General features: G+C 44.8%; 16 protein-coding genes. 2 read left to right on the plus strand and 14 right to left on the minus strand.

The features are described 5' to 3' along the window. Positions 1-5: 5 nt before the first annotated feature. The 6 genes from cysN to putP form a co-directional block, all read right to left on the minus strand. On the minus strand, positions 6-1,415 hold the full coding sequence (gene cysN / locus AC0VYA_RS08080) for a sulfate adenylyltransferase subunit CysN (RefSeq protein WP_475490650.1): 1,410 nt from the start codon (positions 1,413-1,415) through the stop codon (positions 6-8). Positions 1,416-1,417: 2 nt separating this feature from the next. Then, a complete protein-coding gene (gene cysQ, locus AC0VYA_RS08085; protein ID WP_475490651.1) occupies positions 1,418-2,206 on the minus strand; it encodes a 3'(2'),5'-bisphosphate nucleotidase CysQ in 789 nt (262 codons plus the stop codon). Continuing rightward, positions 2,206-2,802 (minus strand): adenylyl-sulfate kinase, encoded by a 597-nt coding sequence (gene cysC, locus AC0VYA_RS08090; protein ID WP_011574478.1) that lies wholly within the window; start codon positions 2,800-2,802, stop codon positions 2,206-2,208. The genes cysQ and cysC overlap by 1 nt, the downstream gene beginning before the upstream one ends. Next, complete coding sequence (gene cysD / locus AC0VYA_RS08095; protein ID WP_473479901.1) at positions 2,802-3,716, minus strand: sulfate adenylyltransferase subunit CysD; 915 nt, start codon at positions 3,714-3,716, stop codon at positions 2,802-2,804. Before cysD ends, cysC begins: the two co-directional genes overlap by 1 nt. A gap of 131 nt (positions 3,717-3,847) precedes the next feature. After that, complete coding sequence (locus AC0VYA_RS08100; protein ID WP_475490652.1) at positions 3,848-5,068, minus strand: EAL and HDOD domain-containing protein; 1,221 nt, start codon at positions 5,066-5,068, stop codon at positions 3,848-3,850. A 20-nt stretch (positions 5,069-5,088) separates the two neighbouring features. Next, a complete protein-coding gene (gene putP, locus AC0VYA_RS08105) occupies positions 5,089-6,624 on the minus strand; it encodes a sodium/proline symporter PutP (protein WP_475490653.1) in 1,536 nt (511 codons plus the stop codon). Between the two features lie 106 nt (positions 6,625-6,730). Here putP and AC0VYA_RS08110 point away from each other — a divergent pair, with 106 nt between their 5' ends. Continuing rightward, the gene (locus tag AC0VYA_RS08110; RefSeq protein ID WP_475490654.1) at positions 6,731-7,189 is read left to right on the plus strand and encodes a GNAT family N-acetyltransferase; all 459 of its coding nucleotides are present in this window, start codon (positions 6,731-6,733) and stop codon (positions 7,187-7,189) included. 110 nt (positions 7,190-7,299) lie between these two features. On the opposite strand, the gene AC0VYA_RS08115 is transcribed toward AC0VYA_RS08110, so the two are convergent. The 8 genes from AC0VYA_RS08115 to AC0VYA_RS08150 form a co-directional block, all read right to left on the minus strand. Further along, positions 7,300-8,007, minus strand: coding sequence for a DUF3379 family protein (locus AC0VYA_RS08115; protein WP_473481269.1), 708 nt, complete (start codon positions 8,005-8,007; stop codon positions 7,300-7,302). Further along, entirely contained in the window at positions 8,000-8,557 is a 558-nt protein-coding gene (locus AC0VYA_RS08120; RefSeq protein WP_011574484.1) for a sigma-70 family RNA polymerase sigma factor, read from the minus strand. The genes AC0VYA_RS08115 and AC0VYA_RS08120 overlap by 8 nt, the downstream gene beginning before the upstream one ends. 186 nt (positions 8,558-8,743) lie before the next feature. Next, entirely contained in the window at positions 8,744-10,498 is a 1,755-nt protein-coding gene (locus AC0VYA_RS08125) for a BatD family protein (RefSeq protein WP_475490655.1), read from the minus strand. Between the two features lie 4 nt (positions 10,499-10,502). Further along, positions 10,503-12,458, minus strand: coding sequence for a VWA domain-containing protein (locus tag AC0VYA_RS08130; protein ID WP_475490656.1), 1,956 nt, complete (start codon positions 12,456-12,458; stop codon positions 10,503-10,505). Then, positions 12,451-13,482, minus strand: a complete 1,032-nt coding sequence (locus AC0VYA_RS08135) for a vWA domain-containing protein (protein ID WP_475490657.1) — start codon at positions 13,480-13,482, stop codon at positions 12,451-12,453. The genes AC0VYA_RS08130 and AC0VYA_RS08135 overlap by 8 nt, the downstream gene beginning before the upstream one ends. Continuing rightward, entirely contained in the window at positions 13,475-13,978 is a 504-nt protein-coding gene (locus AC0VYA_RS08140; RefSeq protein WP_475490658.1) for a DUF4381 domain-containing protein, read from the minus strand. The genes AC0VYA_RS08135 and AC0VYA_RS08140 overlap by 8 nt, the downstream gene beginning before the upstream one ends. After that, a complete protein-coding gene (locus AC0VYA_RS08145) occupies positions 13,975-14,946 on the minus strand; it encodes a DUF58 domain-containing protein (protein ID WP_475490659.1) in 972 nt (323 codons plus the stop codon). Before AC0VYA_RS08145 ends, AC0VYA_RS08140 begins: the two co-directional genes overlap by 4 nt. Positions 14,947-14,957: 11 nt before the next feature. Beyond that, positions 14,958-15,914, minus strand: coding sequence for an AAA family ATPase (locus AC0VYA_RS08150; protein ID WP_011574490.1), 957 nt, complete (start codon positions 15,912-15,914; stop codon positions 14,958-14,960). Between the two features lie 398 nt (positions 15,915-16,312). Between AC0VYA_RS08150 and fadI the strand changes: the two genes are divergently transcribed. Continuing rightward, positions 16,313-17,623, plus strand: a complete 1,311-nt coding sequence (fadI, locus tag AC0VYA_RS08155; protein WP_006994137.1) for an acetyl-CoA C-acyltransferase FadI — start codon at positions 16,313-16,315, stop codon at positions 17,621-17,623. The last annotated feature ends 5 nt before the right edge of the window (positions 17,624-17,628 follow it).

The following is a 17,628-nucleotide window of genomic DNA, read 5'->3' on the forward strand; positions in this document are numbered from 1 at the left end:
TGCGCCTACAGCTTAGTGATGTCAGTGGCATTCCAATGTGGAAAATGCTTTCTAACCAAGGTATTAAATTCAAGTTCAAACTCAGAATATTCTGTTTTCGTACCTGAGTCTTGAATGGCATCAATCACCATACCTGCACCGACTGTGCTATTGGTTAATCGGTCAATAATAATGAACGCACCGGTTTCACGGTTTTTGGTGTATGGGTCACAGGCAACTGACTGCGTAAGCTTGATTTTCCCAACACCAATTTCATTCAAATTAAGCCTTACTGCCTCTTTGTGCTCCATGGTATTTACATCAATCTGGTGTTCGATGTCCGTTACGCTACCTGGTACAAACTTAGTAGCAAATTTGAAACCGTATTGTTTGTTTGGCATTAACGGTGTTTCGCCCATCCACACTAAATTGACTTCATAAGCACTGCTTTGTAAAGGCAAGTTGTCAGATTTGACAATCATGTCACCACGAGAGATATCGATTTCATCTTCAAGGGTGATGGTAGTGGTAAGCGGCGTATAAGCCACCTCTTGTTCGCCTTCAAAACCGACAATAGAGCGCACGGTAGATTGTTTGCCCGACGGAAGCGCGGTGATCTTATCGCCTTTTTTGATTTGGCCAGACACAACCGTGCCAGCAAAACCACGGAAGTTAAGATTAGGGCGGTTTACGTATTGCACGGGGAAACGGAAATCATCGATATTGGCGTCATTACCAATTTCAATATTTTCCAAGGTTTTCATTAACGTAGAGCCTTCAAACCAAGGAGTATTCTCGCTCTTATTAACCACATTATCGCCATCAAGGGCTGAGATAGGCACGAACTGAATATCAGGAATATCTAGTTGTTCAGAAAAGACCAAGTAGTCTTTCTTGATGTTCTCGTACACTTCTTCACTGAACTCCATTAAATCCATTTTGTTGATTGCCACGATGACGTGTTTGATGCCAAGCAATGAAACCAAAAATGAATGACGACGGGTTTGGGTTTTAACTCCCGCACGAGCATCTACCAATATGATGGCCAAATCACATGTTGATGCACCCGTTACCATGTTGCGGGTATATTGCTCATGTCCCGGCGTATCGGCGATGATAAACTTACGTTTATCCGTTGAGAAGTAACGATATGCCACATCAATGGTGATCCCTTGCTCACGCTCAGACGCTAGGCCATCTACCAACAAGGCTAAATCTACTTTGTCGCCAGTGGTACCAGACTTCTTACTGTCTTTGGTGATGGCGGCAAGCTGATCTTCGTAAATCATTTTCGAGTCGTGTAATAAACGACCAATTAGGGTGCTTTTACCATCATCTACGCTACCGCAGGTTAAAAAACGCAGCATGTCTTTTTGCTCATGCTGTTCGAGGTACGCCAGGATGTCAGATTGTAATAACGCGTTTTCACTATTCATGATCAGCAACTCACAAGGAAATAAGGGTTTAAAACGGATTCTTTTTGGTTGTAGCTAAGAGGTTTAGCGTGTTCATCGAACACATTGGCAGCACTTTCAATAATAGTGACTTTACCACCGGCGGCACGAACCACCGCATCAGCTGCACCTGTATCCCATTCAGACGTAGGGCCTAAGCGAGGGTATAAATGCGCTGCACCTTCAGCAACTAGGCATAATTTCAACGAACTGCCCATGGCCACAAGTTCAGGCTCTCCACCAAGTTTGGCAAGTAGCGCTTGAATGTCAGGACTTTGATGTGAGCGACTGCCTACCACGCGCCACTCTTCGTCGTCGCTCTTCATTTTAGGGGTAATCGCTGTACGGCTATCACCTTCTAGCTTATAAGCGCCTTGGCCCACAATACCGACATAGGTTTGCTTTAGTACGGGGGCAAAAACGACACCAAAGACGGGTTCACCGTTATCAATTAATGCAATGTTGACTGTAAACTCGCCATTCTTTTTTATAAACTCTTTTGTGCCATCAAGGGGGTCTACTAACCAATACTTATCCCATGTCTGGCGTTCAGACCAAGGTATGTTAGCGGATTCTTCTGACAAAATAGGTAGATCAGATACAGCTTGTAAGCCTTTCACAATGCAATTGTGGGCAGCTAAATCAGCTTCTGTTAAAGGGCTTTCGTCAGACTTTTCATATACCGCAAAATCACGCTGATATATATCCATTATTGCATCACCCGCTTGGTGTGCAATCTGAGTAATACTGTCTATCAATTTGGTATCGAGCATTAGTCAATCAATCCTTTTTGCTTTAATTGAGTGAACAGTTGTTCCGCAGATTCTTGGGCGCTTTGTCCGCTGAAATTAAGGGTGATTTCAGGAGATTCTGGCGCTTCATAGGGTGAGCTGATACCGGTAAAATCAGTAATTTCGCCAGAACGCGCTTTTTGATACAACCCTTTAGGATCGCGTTTTTCGCATTCCTCTAATGGCGTATCGACGAACACTTCAACAAATTCGTTTTGCTCAAGCAGTGAGCGGCAGTAATCACGTTCACTCTTAAACGGCGAGATAAATGCGGTGATGACAATCAAGCCTGAATCTACGAAGAGTTTGGATAACTCACTTATGCGGCGAATGTTTTCAACCCGATCTTTGTCGCTAAAGGTCAAATCACCATTGAGACCATGACGAACATTGTCGCCGTCAAGTAAGTAGGTGTGCTTGCCGTTATCGGCTAATTTTTTTTCTAACAAATTAGCGATGGTCGACTTGCCAGAACCGCTTAACCCAGTCAGCCAAACCACACACGGCTTTTGCCCTTTAGCGTCAGCGCGGCGACGTTTGTCAACCTCGTGCTGATGCCAAACAATGTTGTTTTCCATTAGAAATAACCTTCCATTTTTTTCTTCTCCATAGAGCCAGATGAATCATTATCAATGACTCGCCCTTGGCGCTCGGAGGTTTTAGTTAGTAGCATTTCTTGAATAACTTCAGGTAGTGTATTCGCAGTCGATTCAACGGCACCTGTTAATGGATAACAGCCTAACGTTCTAAAGCGTACTGAACGCATCTCTGGCGTTTCACCTTCTTCTAACGGCATGCGTTCGTCATCAACCATGATCAACAAACCGTCGCGCTCTACTACTGGGCGTGGCTTAGCAAGGTATAAAGAAGGAATTTCGATGTTTTCCATGTAGATGTATTGCCAGATATCTAACTCTGTCCAATTCGACATTGGAAATACACGAATGCTTTCGCCCTTGTTAATTTGTGAATTGTAGATATTCCATAATTCAGGACGTTGGTTTTTAGGATCCCAGCGGTGGTTTTCATCCCGGAAAGAGTACACGCGCTCTTTGGCACGTGACTTTTCTTCATCACGCCTTGCGCCGCCAAACGCAGCGTCGAATTTGTATTTGTTTAACGCCTGCTTAAGACCAACCGTTTTCATAATATCTGTATGCTTAGCACTGCCATGAATAAATGGGTTAATGTCCATATCCACGCCTTCTTGGTTAATATGAACCAACAAGTCTAAGTCGTGCTTGTCTGCCATTTGGTCACGAAAGGCAATCATTTCGTGGAATTTCCATGTGGTGTCTACATGCAGCAAAGGAAAGGGGATTTTACCAGGGGCAAAGGCTTTACGCGCTAGATGTAACAACACAGAAGAATCTTTACCTACTGAGTAAAGCATTACTGGGTTATCAAATTCAGCGGCTACTTCACGAAAAATGTGAATACTTTCCGCTTCAAGCTGTTTCAAATGTGTAACGTTTGGAATCGACGAAGTCATAGAGTTTCTCGTGCTAAGTTAATGGATATACTAAAATATTATATGCATAGAACGATATCATGAATTACGGCCGTCATGATATATTTTTTAAAAATATATCATGACAAAGTGACAATTGTTTGAATAGGGGATTACTTTAAAGCTTGGAGTCTTTCTTTTGCCCACAGTTGAGATTGTTGAAACATTGAAAATGCATCATCAAAATTAATGTCGAGATTTTCACACAGGCGATTGACATCACTCCATCGACCTTCCTCAAAAAATTCGCTCAGCATTAAGTATTTGGCCTGTTCGCCCTGACGTAGCACGATACTGTCTTTGATATTCTGAGATATAGGCAGTTTTTCCATAAGGTCTGCGATATCAGCATCCAACATGGCGTCAAGTAATGACAAAAGCCCAACCAAGAAAGCGGATGCCACGCCGTCGCGTTGATGGGAATATTCTGTGAGTAGTTCACAATAACGAGCCCGCGAAAGTGACATCACGGTAAGCTCAGCAGGCTTACCTTCACTGAATTGAGCAGTAAAAAGCAACGACACAAAACGCCTAAGCTCAGTTTGCCCCAACACCACAATAGCTTGTTTTATCGTCTCAATTTGTTTGGTGCGTTTAAAAATCGGCGATTGGGCATAACGCAGCAATTTAAAAGAGAGACTCACATCAGATTCAAACGCTTGAGTGATAATCTCAATTTTGGGGTCTTCTTTGGCCATTTCCCCCATCAATTTCGCGATCGACATTTGCGAAGGCGTTAGGGCTGTGTTTTTTATGATCTCTGGTTTACTGAAAAAGTAGCCTTGAAAATAACAACAGCCATACTCCAGTGCTTGTAAGTATTCTTGGTGGGTTTCAATCTTTTCTGCTAACAGTTTTATCTTGGGGAAGGGCTTTATTGCTTCTATTATCTTTAGAATTTGCTCATGTGAGGTATCTTGATAGTCAATTTTAATAATATCGATATAAGGAAAGAAATGCAGCCAGACTCCTTGGTGAACATAGTCATCAAGGGCAACGATATAGCCCTTTTCCTTTAGATCGATACACGCATTAAGTAGTTTTTTACCTGGTTTAACCGTTTCTAAAATCTCTACTACAATCTTCTCTTTAGGTAGCATCAAAGGATACCCTTCTAATAACGAATTGTGTGTAAAGTTTATGAACGCTAGCGTGTCAGGCAACAAGCTGTCTAACCCTAGATTAAATTGAAGCCCAGCGACCATTTTCGCTGTAGCTTCATCTTCATTTATATTTGGAAAGGTATTCTCCAAACTATCCCGAAATAACAATTCATAAGCAAACAGTGTTTTATCTGCATGTAATATCGGTTGCCTAGCGGCATAAAAGTTCATGTAAATTCCCTATTTAAACATTAAGAAGCATTGCCGCCGTTATTCACCGAGTCGTGCAGAGTCTTCTCTACTTTCTCAAATGTATTGATAATTGAACTATCACTTTGTTTTGACACTAGGCTGATTACAACAATAGTCAAGCTCGACAATATAAAGCCCGGTACTATTTCGTATAACCAAGCACTTAAGCTCTGGCCATCAATAGTAATTGGCAAATAAATCCATAATAACACTGTTACAGCGCCGACTAACATGCCACTTATGGCTGAGATGAGTGTCATTCGCTTCCAAAATAGGCTGAATAAAATCAAAGGCCCAAATGCTGCACCGAAACCGGCCCACGCATTACTGACCAATGACAATATGCTGCTATCTCTGTCGTACGCCAAGAAAATAGCGACCAAAGCAACAATGACCACGGATATACGGCCAACGATGATCAGTTCGTGTTGACTCGCATCTCGTCTGAAAAATGCTTGATAAAAGTCGCTCGTTAGAGAGCTCGATGTGACCAGTAATTGCGAGGAAATAGTGCTCATAATTGCAGCCAGAATTGCTGCAAGCAAGAAACCACCGATTAAAGGATGAAAGAGCAACTGAGATAAATAAATAAAGATTGTTTCCGCGTCATTCAATGGTGTGCCTTGTTTGGTCACATAAGCTAGCCCTAGTAGCCCCGTTGCTAATGCCCCTGTTATGGCTACTACCATCCACGATATGCCGATCGTCTGAGCGGTTTTAATGTCGTTTACGCTGCGAATGGCCATGAAGCGCACGATGATATGGGGTTGCCCAAAATACCCGAATCCCCAAGACAGCATGGATATGATGGCAATTGTCGATACAAGCTCACCATTTGAAGCATTGACGAACATATCCAAGTATTGACCATCAAGGGTACTTAAAGACTGGGTGACACCTTGCCAACCGTCTAAATCGACGAGCACCACCACTGGAACCAATACCAGCGCTACAAACATGATACATCCTTGCACGAAGTCAGTGATGCTCACGGCCATAAACCCTCCGAATAAGGTATATGCCACGACCACACCAGCGGTAATGTATAAACCCAATTCATAATTTAGACCGAATGATGTTTCAAACAATTTGCCGCCAGCAACGACACCGGATGAGGTATATAAGGTAAAAAACAGCACAATGACGATAGAGGAAACAATGCGCAAAACGCGGCTCTTGTCGTTGAACCGATTCTCAAAATAGTCTGGGATAGTAATCGCATTATTTGCCACTTCTGTGTATACCCGTAAACGGGGAGCTACCAGTACATAGTTAAAATAGGCGCCAATGGCGAGACCTATTGCTATCCAAGCACTTGACAAACCGGTCAAATACATTGCGCCGGGCAAGCCCATTAACATCCATCCGCTCATATCTGAAGCGCCAGCCGAAAGGGCAGTAACTTTTGGGCTAAGGTTTCGCCCCCCCAGCATATAACCTTCTACGTCAGTATTTGCCTGTTTGAAAGAATAAAGGCCAATAGCGAGCATGGCGAGAAAGTACAATCCTAATGATATAAAAGTGGCTGTTTCCATGGTGTCCTTCGATTAAGATGAGGAATGATTGAATTTTTGTTTACGCTGTTGCAAATTAGCGTTTACTTTTTTACACCATGCTATCAAGCAACCTAGGAATACACTAGTGTCGGCATTATATAAAACCCAAGTAATCTCTTTTAATCAGCTGGAGTTGAACGATTTATACGCAATTTTACAGTTGCGTCAGGACGTATTTATCATCGAACAACAAAGTATATACAGAGACATAGACGAGCAGGATAACGTCAGCACACACGTTTGCGTGTTTCACCAAGCTAGGTTAATTGCTTATGCAAGGGTACGTACAACAAAACAGCCAAATATCGCCAAGATTGAGCGGGTGGTGTGTTTGCCAGAACACAGGGGGCAGGGAGTCGGGAATAGATTAATTGAAGAGGCGATTGTGCAGATTCGTCTTGACCCTAAAGTCACAACGATCACGTTATCAGCCCAGACTGATGCGTCTGATTTCTATCTTAAATTTGGTTTTCATCCAGAGGGTAAGCCTTACGATGATGGCGGCATCGAGCACATTGATATGTTTTTATCGGTGGGCAGATAAGGGGAGCTTCAAAAGAGAGTCGAGAGGGACAAAAAAAGGAGCATAAGCTCCTTTTTCTCAAACATTGTCGTTTTCTATGTAGCGCGCTCTTCTTTACGCGCTACGCATTCTTAGGCAGAGAAGGTCATGCCTCTAGTCAATTTATCTTTGGTCTGCTCTACATCATGTACATTTTCACTGACGATCACTAAGCTGGTATCTTTCATATCCACTGCTTCGGCGGTTAGATAGCCATCGCTGACTCTGTCTTTTGCTTTGTAACCGTCTTTATGAGGCACAACAAACACAGTCACTTTGCCATTCTCGCCTTGCATGACTAAGTGCAGGCTTCTAACCCCTTCGAAGTCACAGTGGTTAGCGTAAAATACTTGCCCCATATCCTCATTTAAATGACCACCGTATTGGGCGAGCTTAGCGTTGACTTGTTGCAAGGTAAAATCTTCGTTCGCATCAAGCGCATGAGGACCTTCATGATATACATGAGCCAGTGATTGGGCTGACACATCAATGTAATTTTGTTGTTGCCACAGCGTGAAACTGACACCCACAACAAACGCTAAAGATGCCGCTAGCGCTAAATGCACCCGGGCACGCTTCTTATTGTGTTGGTGAGTTTGCATAGTTTGGCGCAAAATAAGTTTGTGTGCTAAATCGTCAGGCACATCGACTTTCATCGCCGCTTGTAAACTCGCATCGATCTTTTTTTGCTCAGACCAAAATTCGTGTTTTGCAGGGTCTTGTGCTGCCGCTTCTTTGACTCGTATGTCATCGCAATTCGGATCAGCATAAATGGTTCTGCGAAATTCTAAATCATCCATTTTTCCGTTCTCGATTGTCATTTGATTTCTCTAGCGCCTCTTTAATTTGGCTTCGCGCCCTAAATAGTCGGGTCATTACGGTATTCTTGTTTAAATCTAGTTGAGCTGCAATTTCATCTCCGCTGTATCCAAACATGATTTGCAACATTAATGGCTCTCTATACTCTTCAGTCAAAGACGCCATTATTTTCCGTAACTCTCGGTGCTCAATCTCAACTTCGTGAGTCAACTGATCGTCTGAGATAGACACATCATCGATATCAACCAAGTCGAACTGCTTACGTTCAAAGCGTCGGGCATTTTCCCGACGCAGTATCGTAATCAACCAAGATTTGGCGGCTTTTTCGTCCTTTAATGAATCCAATGATTTCCATGCACGCAGAAATGTCTCTTGGACTATGTCTTCTGCCACCGCTTTATCTTTCACCAGCCAGTATGCATAGCGGAATATATCACCATGCAATGCTTGGACTAGGGTTTCGTATCGTTTTTGTTTATCTAGCATGTCACTAGAGACCGAGGCTTTTTTAAATTGCTTTCGCAAATTCATTATTTATTTCCGCCTTTTATGTGTGATCTTATTATTCGTTAAAGCGGGGCATAGTGCAATTCGCCCTTAGTCGTGACAGAAAGACTGATTGCACATGCATTTTTACTGCGGAAGTTGCCCCATATTTGCAAATGAGGCATGAAAAATAGCGCTCTTAAGTCATCAAAGCTGTTACCTATTCATCAGCTAATAAAGTGGGGCTAATTTTTCGTTGCTGTGATGAGCGCTAGCTTGCTGTCGAATTAAGCTAAGTATTGAGACAATTTCTTCCTTGTTCCACTGTTTGTCCTCGGCGCCAAATTTAGATGCATATAATGTACTTATCGCATTATCTAACGAGGCGTTGCTAAATTCGTTTTGTAATGTATTGATTGATTTACCATTACTTCCCGTTAACGTATTTAGCCATAACGTTAATGCCTGAATAATTGCCTGCGTATCCTGTTTGCTGATGGCCGCTTGCAACGATTTCCACGCTTGCTTCTCAGAAGGATTCACCTTATTCGCTGCGCCATTATTGGCTCTACTAAACACGTTTGCTTTGGTTGTTAAGCGACGAACGTGCGCCGCCCAGCCAATAAGTGTGGTTACCCACAAGATTATTAATGTGCAGCTGAGCCAGAACCAGAGATTGGTTTTTTGGCTGACCCTTGAGGCTGATTGTTCAACGCTGTGTTGGCTGTCCTGCTGGGGGGCCTGTTCTGCAGTTTGCACAGTAGGGGGAAACTGTTCGTTTTTGCCAACAGCAGCAGGCGGAACGTTGGAGGCTGACGTATCATTAGCGCCTGCAACGACCGTGATGATGCGTTTGGGCAGCGTGGCGTATTCTACTTGTCCGCTGACAATATTAAACCAAGGAACGCTCACTTCATCTAGCGTGAATTCACCCGCTTGACTGGGAATGATCGCGATGGTTTCAGTGCGCTGGGCGATGAGCGTATTGTCTTTTTCAACAGTGGTGGTATTTGGTTGGTTAGGATAAACCTTCACGCCGCTGGGATATTGACTATTGATACTTGGCAGCTGCGCTTCATCAACACCTACAGCGGTAAGAGTCAAAGTGCGGGTGATTGGCTCACCGACCGTGAATTTGGATGCATCAGGTTGCCACTCTTCGTGTAGCTCAACATAATCACTCGGCAACCAGGTACCAGAATAATTAGCCGGAATGGGTTTCACGGTTATTTCTTGTGCTGGCCCCACACGATTAATGGTTTTACTGCGGCTGAAGAAACCAAAGCTTTGTTGCCTATCCTGAACTACTTCGCCTTCAAACATCGGGCCTTGGATGGTAAAGGTACCGCTCTTTTGTGGAATAACCGCAAAGGTGCGTTCAATCACCCGATAGCGTTTTCCATCGACGATGTCGTTGTATTCTGCATCTTTACCGATTTGTCGAATTTCTCCGTCGGCCAACGTAGGAGCCGATAAGCTACCTCGCTGCAGGTCTCTGGCAAGAAACAACTTTACGGTATAACGGATTTGTTGCTGTAGGTAGGTTTCATCTGTGTCTACTGACGTTGTGACATACACATCTCGACCTTCTGTACTTTGACGAGCCGATACCGGTAAAACCATCATATTAATGGGTGCTGAGCTTTTGCCTTCTATGGTAAATGCTGGAATGACAAAGCGCCCTGGCTTGCGTGGAATAAGAACGGTGGTCCAAATGGTGGTGCGGGTTGTGTCAAAGTTTATCATTTGGGTTTGCGAGCTAACAGAGGTTCTGCCTACGATAAAATCTGCGTTCAATGGGCTAGGATCGAATGCCTCGCGAGATGCATCGCCCGAGGCAACCACACTTAGGGTTATCGATTCATCAGCGAGTACGGGGTTTTTATCGACCGTGGCTGACAGCTCATCTATTTGCGCAAGAGCAAATGTGCTTAAGGCCCAGAGGAATAAACATGAACGAGATAAATAACGGATAAATAACTGCATTTTGCTACCAGTTCCTTTGTCGTTGAGTCGGTGTACGTTGTTGTCTTCGCTTTTGATTTTCTATCTGCATTTTTCGTTTTAATAAAAATGCTGGATCGTCAGGAACGCGGTTGAGCAATGTTTGCATGCGTTGCATTTGTTCTTTCTGTTCGTCAGTAAGCTCTTGTGGTGCTTGTGCGCCCATGGAAGCCGCCTGCTGCTGAGACGCATCTTGTTCCTCTGCTTGCTCATTTTCATCCATAGAGGCAGGTTGAGATGATTGCTCATCTTGGGACTGCTCTCGCTCCTCTTGTTGAGAAGACTGTGCACCGTCTTGCTGACTGTTGTTTTCGCTATCTTGCTCGTTAGGCTCAGGTTGTTCCTCAGAAGTGGATGGCTCGCTATCACCTTGTTGCGTGTCATTATTCGTTTGCGATTGCTGTGGGTTTTCCTGTGAAGATTGCTCAGGGCTGTTATCGGCATCTTGGCCCTCTTGTTGATCGCCAGATTGGTTGTTGTCACCTTGCTGGTTTTCGTCTTGCTGTTGTTGTTCAGCATTTTCCTGCTGTTCTTGATTTTGCTGGTCTTGTTGCTGGTCCTGTTGCTTTTGCTGTTCGAGCAATGCCTTGTTTGCTTTTGCATCCTCGTGAGCGGGATCAACCGCCAGTGCTTTGTCGTAGGCTTTAATGGCCTCATCAATTTCACCTAGCTGGGCAAGAGTATTTCCCTCGTTGTAACGGGCTTGCGCGCCACTTGCTGCGCGAAATGCATCAAGTGCAGCAGCGTAGTCTTGCGCTTTGTAGGCAGCTGTTCCTCGCCACATAGGGTCGTCAAAGTCTTTAGCTGCTTCTTCGTAATTCTCAGTTTTAAAGGCGTGTTGACCTTGCTGATCTGCGGTTTGCCACATGTCATCCCACCAAGTTGCACTGGCGGGCGGTGTATACCCGGGCAATAACATGAAAACTGCAAATATGCTTAGTAACCCGCGACGAAAGCCATACGCGGCTAGGGGTAATAACAGTATTAACAGATAAGGGCCCATCTCTTGCCACTTATCACCAAACTTGTCATCGGTTTCGCCAGGCTTGTCTTCTTGTGACGAGAGCACAGTTTGGTTTTTAAGGTAGTCGATATCGCTATCATCTGTGCGCATCGCAATATACCTGCCCCCCCCTTTGCGTGCGAGGGTTTGCAGGTTACTTGCCCGTAATCGAGGCACGACTACAGCGCCACTATTGTCTTTTAAAAAGTCACCATTAACCAGTTGAATAGGAGCTCCATCGGGTGTACCAATCGACAATATGGAAAGGCGATAAGGTGAATCCTCAAGCAATTTACTCACCTCAGCCACTTGCGTATTTTCAATGCCATCGGTTATCCAAAATATTTCACCTTGCTGGTAACCAGCATTGCGTAATAGCGCGATCGCTGATTCCAAGCCTAAAAACGGCTCGCTACCGGCAACGGGCATAATTTCGGGCGACAGGCTGGGGATCAAAGCGGTTAAATTCTGCCCATCAGAACTTAGCGGGCTAATAGTGAAGGCATCACCAGCATAGGCAACGAGGCCGGTTTCACCTTCGGCGATGGCCTTGACTAAATCAATAGCCTTGTACTTAGCACGAGTTAGACGGTTCGGCGTGACATCTGTTGCTCGCATTGACAATGACATATCTAGTACCACGACTTTTCCGCTGTTTAACTGATAAACCGGCTGAGGCAAGCGCTGCCACGTTGGTCCCGCGAGGGCTAAGCAGGCTAAGGTCCAAGCGACGACTAATACGTATAAAGGCGGTTTTGAAGATTTAACCCCATTATTTGCGACAAGGTGTTGGTACAGGTGTGAAGGTAAAACAGATTGCCACCCTGAGCGTTGTTGGTTCATGCGTTTCAACAGCGCAATGAGTAAAAACAAAGGAATAATGGCTAATAACCACAAAGGGCGCAAAAAATGAAAATCCGCTAGGGTAAAATCAAACATCAATTTGGCTCCTTTCTTTAGATGTTCTAGCGTTTTTAAGATTAAACAACCAGCTGGAAACAAGCGGTTTAAGGGCCAGTAATAAGGAAATAAGTAGCGCCAAGCCTAAGGGGTAGAAATAAAGTGCCTGCAGCGGGCGCATTTGTCGACTTTCTCTAGCGATGGGCTCTAATTCGTCTAGCTTGCTATAAATTTCCGTTAGGCTTTGGGCGTCTCTTGCACGAAAGTAGCGGCCCCCAGTGGATTCTGCAAGGGTGGTTAACATGCCTTCATCTAACTCTTGTGAGGGATTGACTTGGCGACTGCCAAAGATACTTTGTACTAACATTTGGTCGGAACCGACGCCTATTGTGTATAATGTGACGCCGTTGTTAATGGCTAATTCATTGGCTTGTTCCGGCGTAATGTTGCCCGCGGTATTTTGCCCGTCAGTTAACAGGATCAATACTTTGTTTGACTCTTCTTTGCTCTTGAAGCGCTTGATGGCTAAACCAATGGCATCCCCGATAGCGGTTTGTTCTCCTACCAAGCCAATGAGTGACTCGTTTAATAACTGTGACACTGTCTCACGATCGTAAGTCAAAGGTGCTTGCAAGTAGGCTGTGTCAGCAAAGAAAATAAGCCCTAATCGGTCACCTATGCGACGTTGAATGAAGTCATGTAATACTGACTTTATCATTTGCAAGCGATCGACTTGACGGCCGTTAACTTGCATATCGTCAATTTTCATACTGCCAGATAAATCAACCGCAATCATCAGGTCGCGGCCTTCTGCGGGAATACTAACGGGCTCGCCTAACCATTGAGGGCGGGCACTTGCACTTACTAGGGCAACCCAGCCTATGGTGGCAATTATCAAAAATGCCTTTCTACTTGTGGGTGGCTTAGAGACGTTTTGGATCCCTTGGGGCAGGTGAGGTACCCTCAAAGCAGCAGATTGCACTTGTGCCTTTGCGGGCAACAAGTAAACCAATATGGGTAACGGTAAAGCGAACCACATCCACCACCATGCAAACTCAAACATGTGCGGCTCCTGTTGAAGAAGACTCACTAACATCTTTTAATTTGGCGTACTTTAGCCATACGCCGACTTGGGCCTGAATAGCAGTAAATTGCGTACTGTCCGCGGTAGCTGGGCGGTAGAGTTGTGTTTGCAATGCTGAAAAGGCCGCGTTAAAGGAACCTTGTTGAGACGACGGCAACTGCTCACAGAGATAAGCTTGCCAGCGCTGAGAGTGCAAATTTGCATGTTGCTCACTCGGTAAATAATGCATGCAAGTACGCTTGAGCAAAGTATTCATACGAATTGGCCAATCAGATTGATTGCTTGTGATTGAAGCTAGTTCATTCAGTGCATGGCGTCGTGCGGCGTTATATTGTCGGTGTTTCACCCATGCGGTGATGAGCACAATGAGAACTAAAAGGATAATAAAGGCGACTAACCACCAACCATAGGCCGGCGGCCAAGGGCTTATTTGAGAGGGAATGTGGATGTCTTTTAATTGGTCTAACGGATTCATACGTCTGTTTCACTACTACGTTTTGCTAACTGTCGCTCTAGAGATTGTGCGCAACTTATCGGTACTACATTGGCTCGGCATTTTTTCAAACGCGTATTGATCGCGTTAAATCGCTGTTCGTGTTGACTTTGGTATTGCGTTGCGATGCGCTGTTCACCGATGAGTATTTGTTGCTCGTTTTGTCCATCAGTTAAGTTAAGCATTTGTTGGAATTTACTTTGGGGCAATGCGTGTTCAAAAGGATCGCTGATAGGATAAGCGGTTACCTCACAGTGCCGGCTTAACTGGGATATGTGCTGTTGAGCCGAATCCGTTAAGTTGGAAAAATCACTCAATATAAAGACCAAACTCCCCGGATGTGCTAAACGCCTAAGTCGGGCACACGCATCAGAGAAGGTCACTTGCTCTTCATCATGTTTAGAGGGCAGTGATTGGGGATGATGCAAATTGACCATACCATTCAATAAAGAAAGTACGGCTTTCTGCCTAGAAAACGGTTTAAATTCCTTGTGCTGTGTTTGGTTGTATACCAACCCGCCTATTCGATCCCCTCGTTTATGAGCCGCCCATGCGATTAATGCGGTTAAGTGTGCGACCTGTACAGATTTAAACAGTAATTGGGTACCAAAGTGCATTGAGCTTGATAAGTCCGCTAACACAAAAACAGGACGCTCTTTCTCTTCGCGGTATATTTTTGTGTGGGTTTTACCCGTGCGCGCAGTGACTCGCCAATCGATTGCTCGAATATCATCACCAGGCTGGTAATGACGAGCTTCATCAAACTCCATACCGCGGCCTTTCGTCTTCGCGAGGTAACCCCCGGCTAGCTTGGCTTGTGCGGGGCGTCCTAAGCTTAAATTCAACAGACTCGCTTTGGTGCGATAATAAAGCAGTTCTTTTATACTCAGATTAACGCCATCGCTATGATGGCTGGCCAGCCACTGAGGTATGTCCTGTATCGTTTGCATATCCAGTGTCCTTAAGGAACAGGGACAAGTTGCAATATGCTATCAAGCACTTGATTGCTGCTAACACCTTCCGCTTCTGCCTCGTAACTGAGTAACAATCGGTGGCGCAGTACATTATGAAATACCGCGTGAATGTTATCTGGTCCTACAAAATCTCTGCCCATTAACCAAGCGTGAGCCCGAGCGCATTTGTCTAGAGCAATCGTGGCTCTTGGGCTCGCACCAAATTCGATCCAACTCGCTAGTTGTTCGCTGTATTTTTGCGGTTGACGAGTGGCGATAATCAATTCTACTAAGTAGCGCTCTAAGGATTCATCTAAATGGATTTCCAGTACCGATTTGCGTGCCTTGAATATGTCTTCTTGCGTCAAGTTGGGTGGCATAACCGGGGCACTATTTAATGATTCATTGCGCGTGAGCTTTAACACCGCTAACTCTGTTTCTGCCCCAGGGTAATCAATTTCTAAATGCATTAAAAACCGGTCTAGTTGTGCTTCAGGTAAGGGGTAGGTGCCTTCCTGCTCAATAGGATTTTGAGTTGCCATCACTAAGAATAACGCAGGCAACGGATAGGTTTTGTTACCTACAGTAATTTGCCTTTCCGCCATTGCTTCTAGCAGCGCCGACTGCACCTTGGCGGGCGCGCGGTTTATTTCATCGGCAAGGACCAAATTATGAAAAAGTGGGCCTTTTTGAAAATCAAATTTGCCTGTTTCTGGTCGATATATATCTGTACCTGTTAAATCAGCGGGCAGTAAATCTGGGGTAAACTGAACACGGTGAAAGTCACCCTCAACACCGTTTGCCAATGAGTTAACGGCGCGGGTCTTTGCCAATCCGGGAGGACCTTCAACCAATAGATGGCCGTCAGCAAGTAACGCCACGAGAATATTTTGCGTCAAGGTTGTTTGACCAATAACTTGTGAGTCTAAATACGCTTGTAGTTGTGAGAATTGAACTGAAGGCATGCGTTCTTATTATTCCTTGGTTGATTGGCGTACAAAGGTGTACGGGAAAATAAACTGTATAACAGACAATGCTGTGTATATAGGGTTCCATTGGTGAAAAACAATGTTACAAATAACATATTTTCGATGAAAACCAATCCGATTTGACGGTATAAGCTATTGTATACATTGTTAAATAGCGTAACTAATGGGCATAACACCCTGACGCTGCCTTATTCAACGTCGCCTGACCGCATGGGGTGAAATGGCGCGTGTTATTCACCACCTTGAGGACTATTGTAAATGTACAAAATTGACGCAATATTACTTGGACTTTCAAAATTTCTATTCTCCCTGTACAATCGATTAAAATTACAGGTCAGACCACTTGGTTTTTGACTCAACATTAAGGGCAAATCATGACGGCAAAGCAAACAGTTACGACTCGAGATGGAGAGCGCATCGCTATCGTAGCGGGACTACGAACACCATTCGCTAAAATGGCGACGAATTTTCACGGCGTTCCTGCTGTTGATCTAGGCAAAATGGTAGTGAATGAGATGTTGGTTAAGCACAATGTGGACCCGCTACTTATCGAGCAATTGGTCTATGGTCAAGTCGTGCAGATGCCAGAAGCCCCTAATATCGCACGTGAAATAGTGCTTGGCACAGGCATGAGTGTGCATACCGACGCTTACAGCGTATCTAGGGCGTGTGCGACGAGCTTCCAGTCTACGGTGAATATTGCGGAATCGATGATGCTGGGCAATATCAGTGTCGGCATTGCCGGGGGCGCTGATTCTACGTCTGTGTCTCCCATTGGCGTTTCCAAAAACCTAGCACGGGCTTTGACAGATCTGCAAAAAACCAAAACCTTAGGCCAAAAATTCAATGTTCTTAAAAAGCTAGGTCTAAAAGATTTGTTACCGGTTCCACCTGCAGTTGCAGAGTATTCAACTGGGCTGTCCATGGGACAAACTGCTGAGCAAATGGCCAAGAGTCATAGTATTAGTCGGGCAGACCAAGATAAGCTCGCACACCGTTCGCATTCTTTAGCAGCGCAGAGCTGGAATGAAGGTAAATTAGCTGGCGAAGTGATGACCGCTTACCCTGCGCCGTACAAAAGCGCATTTGAAAAAGACAACAACATCCGCTTCGATTCAAAATTAGAAGGCTATGCCAAACTTCGCCCTGTGTTTGATAAAAAGCACGGTACTGTCACCGCGGCGAACGCTACCCCATTGACTGATGGTGCTTCAGCTGTGTTGATGATGACAGAAAGCCGTGCAAAAGCACTGGGTTATACCCCTCTTGGTTACATTAAGAGTTATGCGTTTGCCGCTATCGATGTGTGGGAAGATATGTTAATGGGGCCATCGTATGCCACGCCCATGGCGTTAGATAGGGCGGGTATGACATTAAACGACCTAACCTTAATTGAAATGCACGAAGCGTTTGCGGCGCAAACATTGGCGAACATCAAAATGTTTGCTAGTGATAAATTTGCCCAAGAAAAGCTCGGTCGTAGTAAAGCCACAGGCGAAATTGATATGGCTAAATTTAATGTTATGGGAAGTTCACTTGCCTATGGGCATCCATTTGCAGCGACGGGCACACGTATGATCACCCAAATGTTAAATGAATTAAATCGACGTGGAGGCGGCAGTGGATTACTCACCGCTTGCGCCGCTGGCGGTCTGGCCGCAGCAATGATCGTTGAAACAGAATAAGGGCG

This window comes from Paraglaciecola sp. QJM3NY_14, from assembly GCF_056173245.1.